Here is a 19,486-nt window from a genome sequence, read left to right on the forward strand (position 1 = left end):
TGGTCGATTTGCTGTCTTACCTGGAGCCTCGCCCTCATCGATCTACGGCCCCCGCCTACCCACGCTGACCTGCAAGATCAGGATGAAAAAGGCTCAATCTGTCGACAAGCGCCACCCACGCTGTTCGCGATCTTCGACCGCCCCTCGTGTTCGTGGAAGACGTCGCCGCCTCCGCGCACGCGGACTCGACGTCGTTCACGCTGACCTGGCCACGCTCGGGTACGAAACGAGCCGGCTATGCCTGTGCATCCGACGCCCGCACCGACGGGACCAGCTGATCCTGCTCGCCACCGGCGGCGGGGGAGCAGGTACTCGCGCTGCCCACCCTCTGCGCCCGCGAGGGTAAAGGACCCGAGCACCCATCACGGCTGCTCGACATCACCGAACCCCCACGGCACCCGCCACCTCCCACCAACCCGATTTGCCAGCGACAGCAGAACCAGCGGCCACCGAGTCGGCCCCGACTTCCGCCCAACCCTGTCCGGGGTCCTGCTGCCTAGACCCCGCGCCTCCTGATGCCAGAGGCCCCGGCCACCACCGCACCGGCGGATCTGGCCTGCGCACCACCGTCGCTCACCCCACCACCACGCTCGGCGCACCCCGCATCCATCCAACCCGGACAAGGCGGCCAACCCGTCCTGGCCCCACCGTTCGTGGCATGGCTCATGGGCCTGCCCGACCCCTCGGTCACCCGGCGTTCGCCCTGCCTCGCACCGTCGCGCTACGGGTTCTCAGAAACGGTGTCGTCCCCGCCCAAGCAGCCGCCGCGTCCGCCCTCCTGCTGTGCCGTCACCACTGACCACCCGCGGGCTCTTCACGGGCCGACCAGACATCCGCCCGCGAAGAGCACGCCCCACCCGCGCCTGCGAGGAGCTCACCGTGCGCGACAACCCGCCCCGCCCCCGACGACGCCCACCGCCGCCACCCACACCCGTCCGCGCGACGGGGCACCACGACGAGCAGGAACCGCGCCTCTACACACCAGCCGAAGCCGCAGCGCTGCTGCGCATCCCGGAATCCTGGCTACGCCGCCGCGCCGGGCGCCGCCAGATCCCCTGCACCTTCCTCGGCAAGCACCTGCGCTTCTCCGCCGCCGACCTCGCCGCCCTCATCGCCGCCTCCGCAGAACCGGCCACCGGCCGCCGCACCCACCGACGCCGCCACCCGCCGACGCCGACTTGATCCGACCCGCGAAGTCACGCGTCCATCACCGACGCACCGCACCCGCACCGAATGGAGTAACCCATGGCTTGGGTGGAACAACGCGGCATGAAGTTCCGCGTCCGCCTCCGCATGACCGACGGCACCGTCACCACAGACTCCACCCATGACCGGCGCGCCGACGCCGTCATTCGCGCCAAAGAGATCGACGTCGAAGTCGCCCGCGACACCTTCATCGACCCTCGCGGCGGACGGATCCCCCTCGCCGAATGGGTGCCCATCTGGGAGTCCACCCACCAGGCGTCTCCCGCGACCTGGGCCGCCTACCGCAGCCACCTGCGGCTGCACATCCTGCCCACCCTCGGCCCGCTACCCCTGGTCGACATCCGCCGCCAACACATCAAGACCCTCGCCGTCGCCCTCGGCAAACGCCTCGCACCCCGATCCGTCGCCGACGTGATCATGGTCCTGTCGATGGTCCTACAAGAAGCCGTAGAAGACCGCCGGATCCCCTTCAACCCCTGCCGAGGAATCCGCATCCCCAAAGGCATCCGCGCCGAGCGGCCCCACGCCACCGCCGAACAAGTCGCCGCCATCGTCGCCCGCCAAGCCCGACCCTCCGACGGCCTGATGGTCCTCACCGCCGCCTACACCGGCATGCGCTGGGGCGAACTCGCCGGCCTGCACCGAGACAACCTCGACCTCACCCTCGGTAGCATCTACGTCCACCCCGACACCGGCGCCCTACACGAAGTCGAAGGCAAGCTGTACCTCGGCCCACCCAAGACAAACGACTCCGTCCGCCACATCCGCCTACCCCGCTTCCTCACCAATCTCCTTGCCACCCACCTCGCCGAACATCTCCACGACACCGTCTTCCCGGGCGCCCGCGGCTACCACCAACGTCGCTCCAACTTCAACCGCCGCGCGTGGACCCCCGCCCTCACCGGCGGCCCCCAGCGAGACATTCCGCCGATCCTTCCCGGGATGCACTTTCACGACCTGCGCCACACCCACAAGACCTGGCTGATCGAAGACGGCATCCCCGAGATCGCCCAGGCCCGACGGCTCGGCCACCGCCTCGCCGGCGTCAGAGGCATCTACAGCCACGTCACCGAACCCATGATCACCAACCTTGTTGATGCGCTGCAGCGACGCTGGGAGACAACCCATCCCGACCGCCCCAACAGCACGCTGCGGCATCTGCGACCCGTCGCTTGATCAGGCTGCTGAGGTGCGCATAGGTGTCCAGCCGTTAGGGGCCACATCATCTCGCCCAGGGCTGGACATGGGCGAGCACTGTTTGAGCGGGGGGTGTTGTGCCGAGCATTCGCGGGCACTTGCACCGCTGCGGAGAGCATCTGAGACTCCGCCGTCAAGCCTGGTTCGCGCAGCTCAGCGCCGACGGCTGGACCCTCCTTGAGCCGTACGTGTTCGACGAGCGGCGCCACATGCCCGGCGATGTGGCCGCCACCGTCGGCACGTTCCGACCGACCCGCACCAGCTGACCGGCCACACCCACGGTCACCTAGCTGACAACGGGCAGGTCAACACCCACTTTCGGACCATCATCGATACGACATGTCACGTGGGGAGACAGTCTTAACCAACCCGTAGCAAGCGCAGCAGCCGCACGACGTCTACGGCCAGCCGCCCGTCCAGCACCAGCTGGCCGAGTGGCCGCCGGCCGCCGCTGGGATGACGCCGTCGGCACCGCCGGCCGCGCCCAGCCGCAAGCCGCTGATCGCCGCCGCCGCAGCCTCGCTGTGCTCTTGCTCGCCGTCGGCGGCTACGGCCTGTACGACCGGTTCATCCGCGAGGACACCGGTGTCGTCGTCTGCAAGGCCATGCGCGCGAGGAAAGAAGGCCGACGGCAGCGCTATGGACAGCGGCGATGACAAGCTCATCGAAGCCGAGTACCGGCAGGCCCGCAGTGTGTTCGAGAACTCCCGCCACGACGACATCCGCGCGCACGGCATGGCGCTGATGGACCTCGCCTGGCAGATGTCGCAGATCCCGAATGGGCAGGAGATGGGCGCGCTGGCGTTCATTGGCCCGATGACGACGCACATCTCGGGCCTGCAGACAGCGTGCGCGAATCAGGGCGTCATCGTCACCCTGGACATCGAGTAACCGCACACCAGTGAAGCCCTCATCCAAGGCGGGTAAAGGCTCCGTCGTCCACCAGGATCCTTCGCTGACCATGTGGCGATAGCTTCTGGGATGACCGGAAGCCGGGACCCTTCATGGTGATCTTTCGGGATATCGTGCGCCCGTAGACGTGAGACGAGGGAGTGACGCATGCGTACACGGCAAACCGACGCCGCACCGCGCCGAGCGAGTGTCGCGCTAGCCCTCGCCGGCCTGCTCGTGGCGAGCGGCTGCTCACAACCCGCCTACGACGCCGAGCGGAAGACGGAAGCGCGGTCGGCGTCGCCCTCACCGACCGCGGCCATGCGTCTCGAAAAACCGGAGAGGTTGGTGAGCGGCTGGCCCGAATCGAAGAGCCAGACGTTGCGCGAACAAGCCCAGCAAAGCATGGGCGGGCTCAAAGAACTCCTCGACGGTGAGCCAACTAGCGCGGTCGCAGCGGCCTACACCAATGCAGATGAGCAGTACAGCGCCCTGGCCAGCGGAGTGTCCGGAAAGGTAACAGACCCGAAGGCAACCCTCGACAGACTCTTCGCGACCCTGCCGAGGCTGTCCGGTGTCAAGCCGACCCGGCCGGGGCCAATGGGCGGCGACGCCCGCTGCGGCAAGGGTGAAACCCAGGGCGTCAACGTCGAGGTCTGTGCGTGGGCTGACAACCACAGCGTCGGCATGGTGGCCTTCCTCGGTTTCCCATCTACCGGTAGCGCGGCCAGCATGTTCGTGCAGACGCGTTCCCAACTGGAGCGCCCGGCCACCTGAGGACCCGCCCCGTTGAACGCCGGGTTCTCATGGGAGCAGTCATGACGACACGAGAACGACCAGCTGCGATACTCGGTCGATGGCGGACCTGGGCCCGGCATGACCTGGGACCTCAGCGACGACGAAGTGGCCGCCGATGGTGGCGTCCTGGGTCATCCGGTGACGTAGGTCCACGCCCACCTATCAAGCCGACGTCGCTCCGTGGCGCAGGTTGCACGTTCGAGCCGAGTCCGCCAGCGATTAAGCCCAGGGCGTGAAGGTTCCGCGGTGCAGGACACGGCACGGCCGTGTGGTCAGGACCAGGGTTCTTCGCCTAGCAGGTCACGGCACGCTGTCTTCAGCTTCTGTTGAGCTTCGGTGACCCGGGCCTCGGCCTGTGTCATGTCTGCTTTGCCCTTGCTGCCTACGTCCAGGTCGCCGGCCTCCTGCACGGCCAGCACCAACTCCTTGCCGGCGGCGTTTATCGCGGGGTCTGTCGAGCGAGCAGCCCGGGTCGCGACACTGCCATTCAGGATCCAGCCATGGTCATTCTCCTTCAACCGTTGCGCCAGCAAGATGCAGCCGCTGCGGCTGTACTGGTCAGGGCTGGGACGGCTTGCCTCCGGCTTGTCGTCGCTGCAGGCGGAGAGAAAGAGGACGGCACCTAGCAGGCCCGCGGCGAGGAGTCGCTTCACCGGCGGAGCTTATCCCAGTGATCATGAGCCAGTGCTCCGCGATGGATGGGCAAGCCTCATGGCTGCTCGCCCAGCGCCGCGCCGGGGCAAACTTGCATCGACGTGCGGCTCTAGATCCGCCATGGTGGAGTTGGTAGGATTCGGGCAGTTGAGACCCGAGTCCCACCAGCAGCCATCTGACCAGGGTCTCCTGCGCGGTGTGACCACTTTGGAAATACCGAAGTATCAGCGCGCGCGGCTGGGGTCCGCGGCTGGCAGTTTGCGCTCACGCCGGGGCGGATGCCGACGGACTGGCCGTCTGGTATGACACCAGAGTTGGCCCTGCACGTGCTGGCCGTCAACGGTGCCGTCGGCTGGTCATATCCTCGCTAGATGAGGGACGAGGAGACCGCGGAGCTTGTCATCGATCGCCTGCTCCGAGCGTTGGCGGCGCAACTTCACACGTCGGGGAGTCCGTCCCTGGCGGCCGGTGCGGTCGAGGCGCTCGCCGACTTGAGCGGAGCCCAGGCCGATGTCGTCTTCGGCCAGGCGGGTCATCTGGTGCACTACGGCGCGGACACCGAACCGCTGAAGGCTCTGATCGGTGCGATCACGGCCGTCCAACGCGATGAGGCTCCGGCAGATGCCGTGGTCAAGCCGGGTGACGAGGTGCGACTCGTGGGCGAGGTGCCAGAGAGCCTTGCCGACTATGACGAGATGTGGCTCCGCGAGACTACGTTCGTCGTCCGCTACGTCGGTAGGGACGCGATGGTCGGCCTGCAGCCGGACCTGATCGAGGATTACGTGATCGCGACGGTGCCGGCCGCCGGCGTGCAGCCTTTGTGAAGGGAGAGCATTCCGTAGCATCGCCGTATCCTCACCGGGACGGCTGTCGTCCATGCGCCCGGTGATACTTCGGCGACAACCTTGATGCCGGACACGCCGACGACGGCGACGTATGCCGGCTCATGCCTCAGACGACGCGCTACGCAGTGCCGCCACAATCCGATCGAGCGTGCTCTCGGTCGCACCGAGTTAGCGCACATTTGACGTCTCGATGATGGTGGTTGTTCCTACGGTGGGCCGGCCCTCGTGCATGGTGATCGTCATGCCCGGCTGCAGGTGCCTCCAGAGGGCTGGGGACAGCGGGCCAAGGCGGACGGACCCGGTGGCGGCCGGCGGCATCGTCGGTGCTGACTCCACCCAGATGCGTGCCACGAGCATATCGGGGTCGCCCGCGGCCGTGCGCCTGCCGATATCCCACAGCGGTCGGAGGATGCCCTTGCCCGGGATCGGCGTTTGTCGGCCACCTTCGGCGGGCGACAGGAGCCGCAACTCGGCGCGGACGATCCCGTGGATGCTCTCCCACCGACCCCAGCGGCACCATGCCGCGGCATCAGAAAGCCCCATCAGTTCGGCGCTGTCGATCAGCAGATCCCACCAAGCGACCGGTGGTCGCCAACCCGAGCCGAGGTCCTCCGCAAGGAGGTCGAGCGCGACCTCCCACTCGTCGTGGTGGGGGTACTCGCGGACGTCCACCCTCGTCACGCCGGCCTCGTTGACGACATCAGCCGGGACCATGGCCGCAGCCCGGGCGAGTAGTTCGGCAACATCCACCTGCGGATTATTGAGCCATTTTCATCGTGATGGTGCAGGTCACGGGTGGCGGGTGAGGCCCGGTGTCTACAAAGGACGAAGCTCCTGGTAAGGCAGCAGTCGACCAAGATCCGATGCCGTAACGGGAGCCTCGCCATGCTGTCTTACCCTGCCGCGATTCCGCTGTCCACCCGGACCCTGAACCACCTCGCCGGCCTCATCCGCAGGCACCGTCACCAGCACCGATCCCGCTGGCGACGGCTCGGGCCCGGCCGTCAGGCGCTGCTCGCCCTGGCCCACCTGCGCAACGGTGACACCTACACCCGGCTGGCCGGCGGGTTCGAGATCGGCGTGGCGACCGCCTGGCGGTACGTCCGCGAGGCCGTCGACCTCCTCGCCGCAGCCGCCGACGACCTGTCCGCCGCCATGCGCAGGATCCGCCGCCTGGCCTATGTCGTCCTCGACGGCACCCTCATCCCGATGGACCGCGTCGCGGGCCAGAAGCCCTACTACTCCGGCAAACACCGCCGTCATGGCATGAACGTGCAGGTCATCGCCGACCCGGCCGGTCGGCTCGTCTGGGCCTCGCCCGCGCTCCCCGGCTCCGTCCACGACCTGACCGCTGCCCGCACGCGCGACCTGATCCAAGCGTTGAGTAGGGACAACGTGATGACCTTCGTCGACAAGGCGTACCAAGGCGCGGGCGGCAGCATCCGGACACCGTTCAAACGCCACCGATACCGGCAGCGGCTGTCACGAGGGCAGAAGGCCGTGAACCGTGCCCACGCCCGGATCCGCGCCATCGGCGAACGCGCCAACGCCACCCTCAAGGGCTGGAAGATCCTGACCAAACTGCACTGCTGCCCCCGCCGCGCCACCGCGATCGTGCGGGCCACCCTCGTCCTTCACCACGTCGAAGCCAAGCGTCACGCAGGATGAAACTGCTCACTGTCGCGACCGTGCGTCGCACCGTTCGGGCCAGCCGCCCGTGGAAGCGACGCCGACCGCATGAACGAGGGCGGCCAGGTTATAGGTCGTCAGGATCTGCGCCTGCTCGATCACCGTGCCGTTGGCCTCCACCGACCAGTGCCCGCAGGCCTCGTCGGCCTGGGTGGTCGTATGCTGCTGCCATGTGGAGTGAGTCCGATAACCATGGCTTCGTAAACGAGCAGGACTATCTGCGGTCGCTCAAGAAAGACGACAGCTACACCTTCACGTATCAGTTCGAATACATCGTCAAGAACCACGGGAACGACAACTACGACATCGGCACTGCGAACATGGTTGTCCGCGTCGAGTGGAACAACTCTGAGGCGGGATACACCATCGCCTATGATGTCCCCGAGTTGTACAAGATCGATCCCGCCGAGGGAAACAGTGACGCTGAGGGCTTCTACGAGTCTGACGTGTACTGGCGATTGATGGACGACCTCGGGAGTAAGTTCAGGACGCTGAAGTGCCGGCCGGACTTCCCCGACGGTTTTGGATCCATCCAGGATGCCCGAGCCCACTGCCGGGCCTTTTTCACCTGGTACGACACGATCCACCGGCACTCAGGCATCGGCTGGCACACCCCGAACGACGTCCACACGGCCACGCCGAGCGGGTGCGCGAGGTCCTGGCCGCCGCCTACGCCCGCAACCCCGAGCGGTTCGTACGCGCCATCCCACAACCGCCCGCTCTGCCCGAAGCCGCGCGGAGCAACTAGGCCCAGGAGAACATGGCTCACTCAACGGGTCCTGAACTATTCGCCCCCGAACTGGTTGATATCTTTTGTTCCCCGGCACCCGCCGTGGATATGCGGACCTGATGTTGCAGTTGGTACCGTCTGCCCGGGCCATCTCGACAGGTTCGTCTGGGTATGGCCAGCCCCGCCAAGCGGCAAACCGCTGCTTATCTGCCTGTAGCGTTCAGAACAGCACCCGGTAGCTCGACGGCCCCCGATCGCCCTCGGCCTTCCGCAAGTTACGGCTGACGATCATGCGCTTCAACCATCGGTCGCTGCCGTCATACCGAGAGCGGAACGCTTTTCTCCCGTGCACGGCTCGGTAGTTGTCGACAACCAGGAGGGTCCCACGCTCTACGACAACCGACTGCTGGTGCCGCTTCAGTTCCGCCATAAGAGCGTCGAGCGCCCTCTCAGCTTCCACGTCGCCCTCAGCACAGCGCATGAACGGCCGGTCGATCCGCAGGTACGGATTGAGTCGGTCACCGAAGAGGACTGCGACCGCCTCCGGAGCCCGCTGGAGCTCCAAGGCCCGCGCGAGCGCCGGATGGTCCGGGTGCCGGCGCTGCAACTGCCGCACGTGCTCGTCGTCGGGGAATATGTGGAAGCGTGGCTGTGACAGCACGCTCCGAACCGCGTCGGAAAGCTCCACGTCGCCGATGGAGGCCAAGTACGTCGGGACCTCGTCGTTGTTGCGGACACCAAAGAGCATCAGGTAGTCACAGCGTGCGGGGTGGAAGCCGTCCTCGGTGTGGAACTCCAGTAGCACCTCGCTGCTGTGCCCGTTCTGCCGTCGCTCGTCGCCTCGGATCGGGACGATGTTTTGGATCATGGAAGCGTTCTGCAGGGTCGACCATGTGAACGGATCCCCCAGTGCCAAGCCGCACATCGCGATGAAGATGTCGTGGTTGAGGACCGGGCGGTCGAGAAGTGCCTCCTCCCACGTCGGCGGGGTCAGACCAACCTGGTCCTCCGGCACAGGGAAACCTTTGACCAAGCAAGCCGCGGCCGCCTCTGTCCGGCGAAACCACTCCAGGAACCGGCGTACTCCCTCAGGAAGATGCAGGTGAAGGTCCCAGTGCTTGTCGCAGAAGCGCGGGTCGGTCGGCGGGATCGGCTCGTCGCACAACATGCGCGAGTACCCAACGATCTCATCGATCTCGGCCGACGACAGCGTGTACTGAGCGATCCTGTCCAGGGTCTTCATAGCTTGACTTCATTGCCTTCCGGATCTGGGTGCATTTCAGGGAGGGGGCGGGCACCGGACCACGTGGGGTGGTTGGTCTTCGGAGATCACGCTCGACATGAGTCGCAGCACCGATTCCCTGTACTCATTGATGTAGAAGTGCCCGCCCGTAAACCGGTGGAATGTCGGCGGCCTAGTCGTCAGACTCGACCAAGCCTCGAACCGGTCGATCGAGACAAGGTCGTCGGTGGCATAGAGGACGTGGGTCGCGCAGGCGAGGGGCTCGTCTGGCCGGTAGACGTAAGACTCAACCATCTCGTGGTCGGCCCGCAGGTACGGCAGGACGATCCCGGCCAATTCCTGGTCCTGCAACACTTCGGCGGGCATCCCCCCGTGGCGGCTCGCCACCGTTTCGAGGAATTCGCTGTCGGGCAAATGGTGGATGGGCGCTTCCGGGCGGGCAAGGTGCGGTGCCGGGCAGGCCGAGACCCAAAGCCAATCCGGGCCAGGACGTCCCTGCCGCCTGAGCACGCGGGCCACCTCAAAGGCGACCAACCCACCCATGCTGTGCCCGAACAGCCCGAACGGCGGCACGAAGTCGACCCCGTCGAGGAGGGCTGCCACCATCTCGTCCAGTCGGCGGTACGGCTTCTCCCGCAGGCGAGTGCCACGGCCGGGGTAGCGAACGCCCCAAATCTCGATGTCCTGCCCGGGCGGCGACCAACGACCAAACTCGCTGCCGCTGCCACCGGCATGCGACAGACAGTAGATCCGACTGGCGGCCGCCGGCGTCGATCTGCCGCATACCAGCCACCGCTCGGCACTCGCTAGCCGGCGCGTGCCGACCGACGACACCCCTGGTAGAACCGGCCGGTATCGATTGATCTGAGGCGAACCTTGAGTGTCATCCATCGGGCTGTTCCGTGAAGGTCACCATGCGGCGCCGGGCGAAAAGGTTACGTCCAGGGTTTTGTGGATGTCCCGCCGCAGCCGGGCCAGTGCCGGGTGCCCGTGGATCCGGCCGAATACCGTGCAAAGCTGGCTCACCGAGCCGTCGCGCCAGTCGACGATCGATCCCGGACGGGCAACGGCGACCACACGGTCGATCCCCTCGAGGGCGCGGACTGCATCGAGCCCTCCGATCGATTCGACCCTCACCCTCTCCAGCGGGGATAGGACGCTCATCTCGAAGACCACCTCCTCCGACTTGTCGGGACAGTCGGGCTGCGGTCGGTAGTTGAGTGCGATCTGAAGGGCGATGGTGATCGGGTTCAGCGCGCCTGCCTTGCGGACAATGTCGGCGGTGCCGCCGCCCAAGCGGCCGTTGATCTCGATGATCCGCGGACCCGTCGCGGTGAACTTGACCTCCGTGTGGGTTACCCCGTCGCGCACGCCGACCGCGGTGAGCGCAGCCGCGACCAGGCTTCGGACCTGTTGGCGGGCAGGCTCGTCGAGGGTGGACGGGAAGAAGTCGCCCGTCTCACGAAACGGCTCGGCCAGCGGAAACTTTCCGAGGGTGACGATGTGCTGATGGTCGCCATCGAAACTGGCGTACTCCACCGAGACGTGGTCACCCCACCCTTCGCCCGTCCACCGCCGGTCGCCCACCAGCAGCTCCTCGACGACGAAGTCCTCTGAGAGGTCGATGGAGCGGGCGAGGTTATGCCAGTCCTCGGCGGAGTCGAGACGAAAGGTATCCCGGCTGTGCGTGCCAGTTGACGGCTTCAGCACGGCCGGGAAGCCGATCTCATCGAGCGCGGCGGTGGCCTCCTCCACGGAGCGGACGAGACGAAACGCCAGGCCGTCCACGCCGGCGCTGGCGAGGGCCTCCCGCTGCAGCGACTTGCGGGTCAGCCGGTCCAGGGTGGCGAGATCGTGGCCGCGCAGGGAGAGCCGCTCTCCGAGCTGGCAGGTCAGTCGTAGCGCGTACTCGCTGAAGGTAACAATGCCGGCCGGCCGTCGCTCACGCAGCATATCGGCGAGCTCGTCCACGGTACGGCCAGTGGCGTCGAGACCGTCGGCGAGTTCCCGGATGAACTCTACGCCGGGTGCCGCCTCAGGTCGGCTGCGGTCGTACAGGAAGAGAACATCGCAGGTGCCAGCGGCCGCCGACAGGATTTCCAGTGGCGTCGCCGCGCCGATGTCGTACACGACGACAACCGTCGGCAGCACGTCCGTCATGCCACTACCTCCCGGCCGCCGGACAGCTTCGCGGTCAAATTGTCCCCTGTCAGCGGCAGCAGCGAGTCCTGCACGTGATGCACGGCAAGTAAGTGCGTGTGCGTAGAGAGCGGGTCGCCAGTTGGTGAGACATCGTCGAGCACGAACCTGACAATGCCGAAACGCCTGAATGTGGCAGGGGGAAATGACTGAATTGAATGAACGCAATCAGCCACGTTCAACTTGGCGACGATGCGATCCCCCGCATGCTTCAATTCTGTCTCCATAACTTGTTCCCCGTTACAGCGACGTCCTCGTCGATCACTCGCCCATCTGCTGCTGCATGACTGAGGACAGTGCTAGCGAGCGAACATAGCCGGTACCTGCTGCGTCGTCAACCACCAACCATCAGCGGCGGAGAGGGGTCTTATCGTCCTAAGTCGGGCTGAGAGCACCAGGCGTACGAAGTGGACAAATGAACCTCTATGTGTCCTCTCTAGTCCATACGAGTGGTTGACAGGCGGTGGGGGTGTCCGTAGGTTGATGCGCCGAACAGGCCAGAAGGCAAGCGGGGGTTTCCATGGCTATGTCCAGGCGCGCCGGTCATGCGGAGGAGGATTCGTCAAATTCTCCCACCGGTGATCGCATTTCAATTCGGTTTCCTCGTGCCAGTGCTCGAATCACCGGCGTCCGCCGCGTCCTCGTCGGTGTCGAAAGCTGCGCCGCCTCGAGGCATGGCATCGACCACTATGGGTAGGTCAACCGCCATCCAGGCCAACTGAAACCCTTCCGTGCGATTACATCGGAAAGTAGCACTAAGACCATGGCCGTGCTCGATGTGAATACCTGCAAGGCGGGTGTGGAGTTGGCCGAGACCGTTGTTGCCATAGAGGACAACTGCGGGCAACTGTTCGCGCTCGGCCAGCCTGGCTTGCCGGCTTCGGCCGGGGCACCACGGCACGACATTGGGGTGCGTGCCCGTCACCACGTCACGGGTGCCAAGGCTGGGCCAGGCCGCGTTGTAGTACCCCCAATCGGCCAGCCAAACGCTGATGTTCGGCAGGCGTTCGACGCCCCTGGGGAGACCGGGGTGCAGTTGGGCCCGTAAGCATCCCCCCCGGCAATGCCGCAGCCTCTGTATAGCGGCCACAGGCTCGGGATCCACAGCGGTCTGGATGACGAAAGGGACCGCCCGTCCCGTTCGCCAGGACACGCTAAGACCCATCATTTTCCATGGCACCGGGGCGGTCAGGCGAAGATGCCCGACAGCTCGTCGAGAGGAATGTCTGATGTCAGCCTCCATCAGGGAGTCTGTCCTACCGCTAGGAGTGCGGGACTACCGCAACCTTTTCTTCGCGAACATGGCTTCATTCCTCGGTGACCAGGTCGTTCCGGTAGCACTCGCCTTCGCGGTACTGCAGGTCACCGGCTCCGCCTCCGCCCTGGGAATCGTCCTCCTGTCGCGGACGGTGCCCATGGCGCTGTTCGTCCTGACCGGCGGCGTATGGGCTGACCGACTGCCCCGTCAGCTGATCATGGTCGGCTCCGACGCGGTGCGATTCGTCAGCCAGGGCATCTTCGCGGCGCTCATCTTCGCCAACCATGCGCCCATGTGGGCCATGGTGGTCCTCCAAGCCGTTCACGGCACGGCGACCGCCTTTTACCGGCCAGCGTCGAGTGGCCTGTTAGCACAGGTGCTGCCCCGGGAGCTGCGTCAGCGGGGTGTCGGCCTTATGTACTCGATGGCAGGCCTGACCCACGTGGCCGGCCCGGCGATCGCCGGTGTACTCCTCGCGGTAACCAGTCCCGCATGGGCACTTGCCATCGATGCAGCGTCGTTCGCGGTCAGTGCTTTCCTGCTCACTCGTGTCAGTCCCGCAGAGCGAGGGCCTGCGAAGGAGCGCCAGAGCTTCGTGCGGGACCTGGCGGAGGGCTGGAACGAGGTAATCTCCCGGTCATGGCTGCGTTCCTGGATCCTGAACTTCGCGCTGTTCCAGTTCGCGCTTCTCGCCGTCTTCTGGGTGCTCGGCCCAGTCGTCGCTAAGACCTCCCTGGGTGGCGGGACCGCGTGGGCGATCATGTCGGCCTCCGTGGGTATGGGGTCGCTCCTGGGCAGTCTCGTCGCGGTGCGGTGGCATCCAAAGCGGCCACTGGTCGCGGTCGGCGGGTCGCTGCTGCTTTCACCGGCCGTGCTGCTGGGGCTCGCGGCGCCGGCACCGGTCTATGCCCTCGCTGGCATGTCGTTCCTCTTTGGTGCCGTGATAGCCTTCGCCGACGCGATTTGGGAAAGCGTGATGCAGAACCACGTGCCCGAACGTGTGCTATCGCGGGTCATCGCCTACGACTATCTCGGCTCCACCGTCCTGCGGCCCATCGGGCTGGCCGTCGTTGGTTCGGTCGCGGCGACGATCACCACGCAGGTTACGCTCGTCGGTGCCTCGGTCCTCTATCTGGCCGTGACGCTGGCCGCGCTCGCCATGCCGATCACCTGGACGCTTTCCTCGCACGCCCCATTGCAGCCAGAGGAGGCGATGGCGTCGGCCGATCTTGTAGAGACGCAGCCGCATGTTGGCCCCGTAAGCGGCACGAGCCACGCGGCGCCGGCATTGGGGGAGAGAGGAAGATGACGGGGACCGCTGTCGTCAGACCTTCCACTCTTGGCATATTTCGAGGGATTGCATTGATTAATGAGGCATGGACACCCGGCGCCAGTGATGGCGCGGGAGGGACTGGCAGAATTCTCGTCCTCGACTACACCGGGCGGCGGCCGGAGGCGCCCGTGTCGGCGCTGGACCTCGAGTCGCACGGGCACATGGTGCACTACATGCTGAGCCCACCGTTTCCGCGGCAGTTTTCCGCTGGCGCTTACGCCATGGAGCTGCTGGGCCGGCAGGGCGACGTTGACGGCGTGCGGGCGGTGCTGGCGTACTGTATGGCGGCTCCCATCGCACAGGAGTTGGCGGCCTATGTTTACGCCATCACCGGCCGCGCATTGCCGCTGATACTCTTCGACGGCGAACCTGCCCGGGCACCTGCGGTCCAGGAGCAATACGAGATGGCGCTCCATAAGCTGAGAGAGTTTCTCTCCGTGGACGAGGCGGGGTGGACCCCGACGTCGATGTTCGACGAAGTGGCCGTGCGCGAGCGGCCGGAGGCAGTGCTCCGGTCAATGCACGCGGGACTGCTGGGTGTCGGTGAGCAGGCGGCGACCTACTCTCCCGGCGACGCCGCTGCCACAATGGCCGATGCCGAGGCCATCGCTGACTTCTACCTCGACTGGCTGGGCCACCTCGTGGCGGCACATAACACCTCGTGGCCGGCCTGGGGTGGACCGGCGTACCAGATTGTTTCCCGAGGGCACGAGCACGCGTCGGAATGGCCGGGTGCCACGCGAACTCTAACCGTCGCCATCGACGCGTCGCGCAACGACCTGCTTCGCCACGCCAGCACCGCAGAAGCCGTGCTCTCGATCCTCGTCAAGGAGGCCGAGCATGCAGCCTGAGGCCGCGAGCTGGGAACGCAGCGGAATGGCATTCCAGGTGGTGCGTTGGACGAACGGGCAGTTGAGTATCTGGCCGGTGGATCGGGAACTGCCCGCCGATTGGACGCCGACTGGTCACCAGGGAACGTATGCGACGTGCCTCAAACAGGCGGAGGCGCTGGGGTCGACCTCGGCCGAGCCTGTCGCCGAATGCATGGATTCCTCCACCTGCGATCACCCCAACCTGCTGACGTTGTTCGCCGACAGCGTTGCGCGTCACGGCGGCCGCCCGGCCGTGTCCGACGCCGTCCGCTCCCTCACGTACGTCCAACTGGACCAGGCGTCGGACGCGATGGCGGCGGCCCTGGTGGGCCGAGGCGTTCAGCGCGAGGACCGCGTGGCTGTATTCCTCCCCCGGGGCGTCGACGTGATCATCGCGCTGCTGGCCACGCTCAAGGCCGGCGGTGCATACGTCCCGATCGACGCCCGTTTGCCGGACTCGCGACGTGATCTCATGATCAAAAACAGCGGAGCGCGGCTCGTAATCACGACGCCCGGCCCACAGGACGGCCTCGCCGGACTGGAGGCGATAGCGCCGCTACCGCCGGATCTGACGGGCGAGAGTCCTGACCACTTGCCCGCTACTTCGGTGATGGGTTGCCAGGCCGCCTGCGTCCTCTTCACCTCGGGATCCTCGGGAACGCCAAAGGCCATCGTCCTGGAGCACCGCAATCTCGCATATTTCGCTGTAAATCCGGCGCTGCCCCAAATCCTTCCACAGGATCGGGTGGGACACGTGTCGAGTCTGTCGTTCGACGCGTTCAACTTCGAGGTCTGGTGCTCTTTGGCAGCGGGGGCGGAAATCGTCGTACTGCCCACCATGCCTGACCTGATCGGAGGAGATCTGCAACGCGAACTGCGCCGTCAACGGATCACCGCGATGCTGGTGCCCACCATGGCGGTCAACCATGTTGTACGCGAGGACCGGGAATCCTTCTCGACGTTGCGCCTCCTGCACACTGGCGGCGACGTTATCCTGCCCTCTGCGTGCCGTGACCTGCTGAGCAGCTCCTTTCGTGGTCACTTCCACAATCTGTATGGGCCAACCGAGGGCACGACCGCCTGCACCTCGTACCGGGTCAAGACCGTGCTGCCGGACGACACCAGCGTGCCCATCGGCGCTCCTTTGGCGGATGCACAGATCTACGTACTGGATCAGAACCGCTATCCGGTTGCCGATGGGAGGACCGGTGAGCTGTTCGTGGGAGGATCGGGGGTGGCCCGAGGATACCTCGGCCAGCCACGGCTCACCGCGGCCAGCTTCCTTCCGAATCCTTTCCACCCCGGCCGTATGTACGCGACGGGTGACTTGGCGCGGCGGCGTGAGGACGGGCAGCTAGAGTTCCTGGGCCGAATCGACGATCAAGTCAAGGTGCGGGGCTACCGCGTCGAGCCGAGGGAGGTGGAACGAACTCTCGCCCGCCTCGGCGGGGTGTTGGAGGTGGCGGTGGTCGCAATCGGGGAGGGCGACGGCAAGCATCTCGTGGCGCTCGTAGCGGGAGAGGAGAAGATGTCGCTGCGGAAGCTGCGCGAACATGCTACTGAGACTATGCCCGAGTACATGGTCCCCAGCGCCTTCGCCGTCGTCCCGAAGATCCCGGCGAACGATCACGGCAAGCGGGACACCCGGCAACTGGCGGACCTGGCGCGCAAGGAACTCGACCGGCGCCGAGACACCGTGCCACCGCGAGACGCGGTGGAATCTTACCTTGCCAAGCTTTGGGAGGAGTTGCTCGATGTCGAGCAGGTTGGGGTCCATGACGACTTCTTCGCGCTCGGTGGGAACTCGCTTCTGGCGTTCCGCGTCCGCCGCCGGGTCATCAATGACACCGGCGCGCCGCTCGATATGCAGGACGTCCTGAGTACGACGGTGCTCGCTGACCTCGCGACAATCGTTCGCAAGCGAAAGGCCTCTTCGGGTGACCATCACTTCTGAATCGGTGACGCTGACGGATGTCGATGTATTCGCCCGTGGGCAGCACCACGCAATGTTCGACCTGCTGAGAGAACACGACCCGGTCCACTGGCACGGATTGCCTGACGGGGGTGGCTTCTGGGCGCTGACCCGGTATGCCGAGGTGTCCGCGAGCTACCTGGACCACGCCACCTTTTTGTCGTCCGGCGGGGCCATGCTAGGCGGCTCCTACCGCAGTGAAGCGGACACGGCGGCGGGCCGGATGCTGGTCTCGACTGACCCGCCGCGGCACCGTCTGCTGCGCCAGCAGATGCACCGCGCGTTCTCCTCCGAGATGGTCGCCCGAGTCGCCCGACAGGTCGAGAGCCTCGTGGAAGCAGCCGTCGACCGCGCGATCGCGGATGGGGGCTGCGACTTCGCGACCGACATCGGGCCGGAGCTGCCGGCCGGGGCGCTTATGGTCATGATGGACATCGGCCACCAAGACGCACGCGCGCTGATCGACATGACCAGACGCATGGTCGGTTACCGGGACCCGGGCTACGTCGATCAGACCGGCGACGAGCGCCTGCGACTCGCCGCAATCCAGATGGAGATCTTCGAGTTCTTCGATGAGCTGCTCGCCTCCCGGCGAGGGCGACCCGGGCCGGACGTTATCAGCATCCTGGCCGCCGCCGAGCTAAACGGTCGCCGTTTGTCAGAGGAGGAGGTGCTCTACAACTGCATGAACGTCGCGGTTGGGGGCAATGAGACAACCTCGCACACCGCCTCGTCCGGCCTGGTCGCATTGGCCGAGCACCCTGAGCAGTATCAACGTTTGTCGGACGACGCTCATTTGTTGGACGCCGCGATCAATGAGATCCTGAGGTGGAGTTCCACAAACGCGTACGTGCTACGAATCGCTGGCCGGGACACCGAACTGGCCGGCCGCACCATCCGACGGGGGGACCCGGTCACGCTGTGGAACGTGTCCGCCAACCGTGATTCGGAGCAGTTTCCCGACCCGCACCGTTTCGATGTTGCCCGTACACCGAACAAGCATCTGTCGTACGGCAACGGCATCCACCGATGTATCGGTGCCATGCTGGGTCATGTGGAACTGTCGATTCTCTTCAAGACACTGATCGACAACCGGATCGAGTGGGAAATAGATGGGAAGTTGGAACGGATGCGCTCCAACTTCATCCTCGGCATTAACCACCTACCCGTCCGGATGCGTCGCTTGTAGTGCTGAGGGCGACGTGGTGGTGCCAGCCGATCCAGGAGCGGCTTTCGAAGTGGTCGAAGCCCGAGGGCGGCCTCCAGCTCGCGGTAGTCGTGCTGGACGCGTCAGCGGCTTCTGACCGGGGCGGACCAGTTCGGTCAGTGGCGTCTCGGCGGGCAGGTCGGACAGTCAGTAGTCGGTGGGTTCGTGCTGGCCGGGGGGCTATTACAGGAGCAGCCAGCATTCGGGCAGGACCACGTCGCCGCGTCGGATGGTCCGGCCGGCGGGACCGCATCCGCAGAGCGAAGAGGTGCCCGGACAGCTCACTGGCAGGCCGGTCCGGGCGGGGTCGGGTGCAGACAACCGAGCAACTGGATGGAGGGGTTGCCTGCGGCCTGGACGGGCGGTCACTAGCTCAGAGCGGCGTGGTGCAGGTGAGCGACGCCGAGATAGACAGCAGTCAATGTATGGGCGGAGTGGCGATGGCCGCGTAGGACCTTCCAGTTCTTTTCTGGCCAAGGCGCGTTCGATCTGCGCTTGGACGGTGCGATGCTGCATTAAGTCTTCTTTCCACGGCGGTAGCGGCCCGCCGCCGTGGGGGCTCGCGGTACGGGATCACCTCCGGGTTGCCGCAGTAGACGCCGTCGGCCACGAGGGCCGTCCGGCACATTTCTGATAGGTGCCTGAGGTGCGGTAGGCGATAGCGCCGTTTCAGTTGCCGGGTTATGGGTCGCCGATGGCGATGACCGGGTCGGGTGCTGGCGTCGATGGCGACCTGCAGGTTCGCCGAGTGCTGGTAATTCTTGCTCGCTGCGGCGAGGCGGTGGTCCCGGGTCGGGATCAGGGTGCAGTCGACGATGGCGATCTGGCTGACCGGCCGCTGGCGGACCAGGGTGAGGGCCAGCAGGGGTCCGAGGGTGTCGATGATCCGTGGGCGGCGGAGTGCGACACCCCAAGACAGCGCCACGATCTGGCGCATGGTCAGCTTGCTGCGCCAGTAGGCGGCTACCAGCAGCACCCGATCGGCCAAGTCGAGGGCCCGCTGTCGGCCCGGCCGGCCCTCGGCGATCGATTCCCCGCCACGCTCGGCGACCAGCCGGACCAGTCGGCGGAACTGGGCAGGCCGCAACCCGGTGAACAAAAAGATCCACTCGGGGCGGGCTGTGGAGATCACCTGCGCTCAGGCATCGCCAACGATCGTCCTCAGCGGACTGAGGACCGTGCCACGAGACGTTTCTTAAAACCGGAATCGAAACATTGAGCCATTTTCATCCTGCGTGGCGGTCGGCTTCGACGTGGTGCAGGACGAGGATGGCCTGCACGATCGCGGTCGCTCGGTGTGGGCAGCAGCGCAGCTTGACCAGGATTTTCCAGGTCTTGAGGGTGGCGATCGCGCGTTCGCCGCGGGCGCGGATCTTCGCGTGGGCCCGGTTG

20 protein-coding genes and 2 pseudogenes are annotated in these 19,486 nt (G+C 65.9%); 12 read left to right on the forward strand and 10 right to left on the reverse strand.

What is annotated here, in order from left to right; translation table 11 throughout:
• Positions 1-879: 879 nt before the first annotated feature.
• From FB454_RS34105 to FB454_RS34125, 5 genes are all read left to right on the forward strand, one after another.
• Entirely contained in the window at positions 880-1,182 is a 303-nt protein-coding gene (locus FB454_RS34105) for a helix-turn-helix domain-containing protein (RefSeq protein WP_013285007.1), read from the forward strand.
• Positions 1,183-1,245: 63 nt separating this feature from the next.
• The gene (locus FB454_RS34110) at positions 1,246-2,382 is read left to right on the forward strand and encodes a tyrosine-type recombinase/integrase (RefSeq protein ID WP_013285008.1); all 1,137 of its coding nucleotides are present in this window, start codon (positions 1,246-1,248) and stop codon (positions 2,380-2,382) included.
• Positions 2,383-2,837: 455 nt separating this feature from the next.
• On the forward strand, positions 2,838-3,059 hold the full coding sequence (locus FB454_RS34115) for a hypothetical protein (protein ID WP_041798892.1): 222 nt from the start codon (positions 2,838-2,840) through the stop codon (positions 3,057-3,059).
• Complete coding sequence (locus FB454_RS34120) at positions 3,043-3,294, forward strand: hypothetical protein (protein ID WP_013285009.1); 252 nt, start codon at positions 3,043-3,045, stop codon at positions 3,292-3,294. The genes FB454_RS34115 and FB454_RS34120 overlap by 17 nt, the downstream gene beginning before the upstream one ends.
• Positions 3,295-3,462: 168 nt before the next feature.
• Entirely contained in the window at positions 3,463-4,071 is a 609-nt protein-coding gene (locus FB454_RS34125) for a hypothetical protein (protein WP_013285010.1), read from the forward strand.
• Positions 4,072-4,364: 293 nt separating this feature from the next.
• On the opposite strand, the gene FB454_RS34130 is transcribed toward FB454_RS34125, so the two are convergent.
• Positions 4,365-4,745 carry a hypothetical protein gene (locus FB454_RS34130; protein WP_013285011.1) on the reverse strand — a complete coding sequence of 127 codons (381 nt, stop codon included), beginning with the start codon at positions 4,743-4,745 and terminating at the stop codon, positions 4,365-4,367.
• 372 nt (positions 4,746-5,117) lie between these two features.
• Between FB454_RS34130 and FB454_RS34135 the strand changes: the two genes are divergently transcribed.
• Complete coding sequence (locus FB454_RS34135) at positions 5,118-5,570, forward strand: hypothetical protein (RefSeq protein ID WP_145824227.1); 453 nt, start codon at positions 5,118-5,120, stop codon at positions 5,568-5,570.
• Positions 5,571-5,759: 189 nt separating this feature from the next.
• On the opposite strand, the gene FB454_RS34140 is transcribed toward FB454_RS34135, so the two are convergent.
• Entirely contained in the window at positions 5,760-6,341 is a 582-nt protein-coding gene (locus FB454_RS34140) for a hypothetical protein (RefSeq protein WP_013285013.1), read from the reverse strand.
• Between the two features lie 135 nt (positions 6,342-6,476).
• On the opposite strand from FB454_RS34140, the gene FB454_RS34145 reads away from it, so the two are divergent.
• The gene (locus FB454_RS34145) at positions 6,477-7,259 is read left to right on the forward strand and encodes an IS5-like element ISMau1 family transposase (protein ID WP_114919804.1); all 783 of its coding nucleotides are present in this window, start codon (positions 6,477-6,479) and stop codon (positions 7,257-7,259) included.
• Between the two features lie 6 nt (positions 7,260-7,265).
• Here FB454_RS34145 and FB454_RS35685 read toward each other — a convergent pair whose 3' ends face one another.
• Entirely contained in the window at positions 7,266-7,400 is a 135-nt protein-coding gene (locus FB454_RS35685; RefSeq protein ID WP_275896027.1) for a hypothetical protein, read from the reverse strand.
• A gap of 50 nt (positions 7,401-7,450) precedes the next feature.
• Between FB454_RS35685 and FB454_RS34150 the strand changes: the two genes are divergently transcribed.
• Positions 7,451-8,227: an integrase core domain-containing protein gene (locus FB454_RS34150; protein ID WP_013285015.1), complete on the forward strand. Its 777-nt coding sequence runs from the start codon at positions 7,451-7,453 to the stop codon at positions 8,225-8,227.
• A gap of 3 nt (positions 8,228-8,230) precedes the next feature.
• On the opposite strand, the gene gntD is transcribed toward FB454_RS34150, so the two are convergent.
• Genes gntD through FB454_RS34170 form a run of 4 tightly spaced genes read right to left on the reverse strand, consistent with a single transcriptional unit; the run spans position 8,231 to position 11,679 of the window.
• Positions 8,231-9,253: a guanitoxin biosynthesis L-enduracididine beta-hydroxylase GntD gene (gene gntD, locus FB454_RS34155; protein ID WP_013285016.1), complete on the reverse strand. Its 1,023-nt coding sequence runs from the start codon at positions 9,251-9,253 to the stop codon at positions 8,231-8,233.
• Positions 9,254-9,289: 36 nt separating this feature from the next.
• Positions 9,290-10,144 carry a thioesterase II family protein gene (locus FB454_RS34160; RefSeq protein ID WP_083791314.1) on the reverse strand — a complete coding sequence of 285 codons (855 nt, stop codon included), beginning with the start codon at positions 10,142-10,144 and terminating at the stop codon, positions 9,290-9,292.
• Between the two features lie 18 nt (positions 10,145-10,162).
• Entirely contained in the window at positions 10,163-11,413 is a 1,251-nt protein-coding gene (locus tag FB454_RS34165) for an ATP-grasp domain-containing protein (protein ID WP_114919805.1), read from the reverse strand.
• Positions 11,410-11,679 (reverse strand): hypothetical protein, encoded by a 270-nt coding sequence (locus tag FB454_RS34170; RefSeq protein WP_145755681.1) that lies wholly within the window; start codon positions 11,677-11,679, stop codon positions 11,410-11,412. Before FB454_RS34170 ends, FB454_RS34165 begins: the two co-directional genes overlap by 4 nt.
• 1,041 nt (positions 11,680-12,720) lie before the next feature.
• Between FB454_RS34170 and FB454_RS34175 the strand changes: the two genes are divergently transcribed.
• From FB454_RS34175 to FB454_RS34190, 4 genes are all read left to right on the forward strand, one after another.
• Positions 12,721-14,019 carry an MFS transporter gene (locus FB454_RS34175; protein ID WP_049794821.1) on the forward strand — a complete coding sequence of 433 codons (1,299 nt, stop codon included), beginning with the start codon at positions 12,721-12,723 and terminating at the stop codon, positions 14,017-14,019.
• A 152-nt stretch (positions 14,020-14,171) separates the two neighbouring features.
• Positions 14,172-14,894, forward strand: coding sequence for a hypothetical protein (locus FB454_RS34180; RefSeq protein WP_013285020.1), 723 nt, complete (start codon positions 14,172-14,174; stop codon positions 14,892-14,894).
• Positions 14,884-16,869 (forward strand): non-ribosomal peptide synthetase, encoded by a 1,986-nt coding sequence (locus FB454_RS34185; protein WP_013285021.1) that lies wholly within the window; start codon positions 14,884-14,886, stop codon positions 16,867-16,869. The genes FB454_RS34180 and FB454_RS34185 overlap by 11 nt, the downstream gene beginning before the upstream one ends.
• A gap of 4 nt (positions 16,870-16,873) precedes the next feature.
• On the forward strand, positions 16,874-18,076 hold the full coding sequence (locus FB454_RS34190; RefSeq protein WP_222433960.1) for a cytochrome P450: 1,203 nt from the start codon (positions 16,874-16,876) through the stop codon (positions 18,074-18,076).
• On the opposite strand, the pseudogene FB454_RS35690 reads toward FB454_RS34190, so the two are convergent.
• From FB454_RS35690 to FB454_RS34205, 3 genes and pseudogenes are all read right to left on the reverse strand, one after another.
• Positions 18,042-18,395: pseudogene (locus tag FB454_RS35690) on the reverse strand (IS701 family transposase); the annotation flags it as partial. The gene FB454_RS34190 and the pseudogene FB454_RS35690 overlap by 35 nt on opposite strands.
• Positions 18,396-18,462: 67 nt before the next feature.
• Positions 18,463-19,226 (reverse strand): annotated as a pseudogene (locus tag FB454_RS34200) (transposase family protein).
• A 94-nt stretch (positions 19,227-19,320) separates the two neighbouring features.
• A partial coding sequence (locus tag FB454_RS34205) for a transposase family protein (RefSeq protein ID WP_145824228.1) occupies positions 19,321-19,486 on the reverse strand: 166 nt, incomplete at its 5' end.

This window comes from Micromonospora sp. CNZ297, assembly GCF_007827625.1.

Coding starts and splice junctions, on each gene's coding strand:
- FB454_RS34165 (WP_114919805.1), bottom strand. CDS start 11,413: ATGACGGACGTGCTGCCGACGGTTGTCGTCGTGTACGACATCGGCGCG.
- gntD (WP_013285016.1), bottom strand. CDS start 9,253: ATGAAGACCCTGGACAGGATCGCTCAGTACACGCTGTCGTCGGCCGAG.
- FB454_RS34120 (WP_013285009.1), top strand. CDS start 3,043: ATGGACAGCGGCGATGACAAGCTCATCGAAGCCGAGTACCGGCAGGCC.
- FB454_RS34145 (WP_114919804.1), top strand. CDS start 6,477: ATGCTGTCTTACCCTGCCGCGATTCCGCTGTCCACCCGGACCCTGAAC.
- FB454_RS34160 (WP_083791314.1), bottom strand. CDS start 10,144: ATGGATGACACTCAAGGTTCGCCTCAGATCAATCGATACCGGCCGGTT.
- FB454_RS34185 (WP_013285021.1), top strand. CDS start 14,884: ATGCAGCCTGAGGCCGCGAGCTGGGAACGCAGCGGAATGGCATTCCAG.
- FB454_RS34170 (WP_145755681.1), bottom strand. CDS start 11,679: ATGGAGACAGAATTGAAGCATGCGGGGGATCGCATCGTCGCCAAGTTG.
- FB454_RS34150 (WP_013285015.1), top strand. CDS start 7,451: ATGTGGAGTGAGTCCGATAACCATGGCTTCGTAAACGAGCAGGACTAT.
- FB454_RS34110 (WP_013285008.1), top strand. CDS start 1,246: ATGGCTTGGGTGGAACAACGCGGCATGAAGTTCCGCGTCCGCCTCCGC.
- FB454_RS34135 (WP_145824227.1), top strand. CDS start 5,118: ATGAGGGACGAGGAGACCGCGGAGCTTGTCATCGATCGCCTGCTCCGA.
- FB454_RS34125 (WP_013285010.1), top strand. CDS start 3,463: ATGCGTACACGGCAAACCGACGCCGCACCGCGCCGAGCGAGTGTCGCG.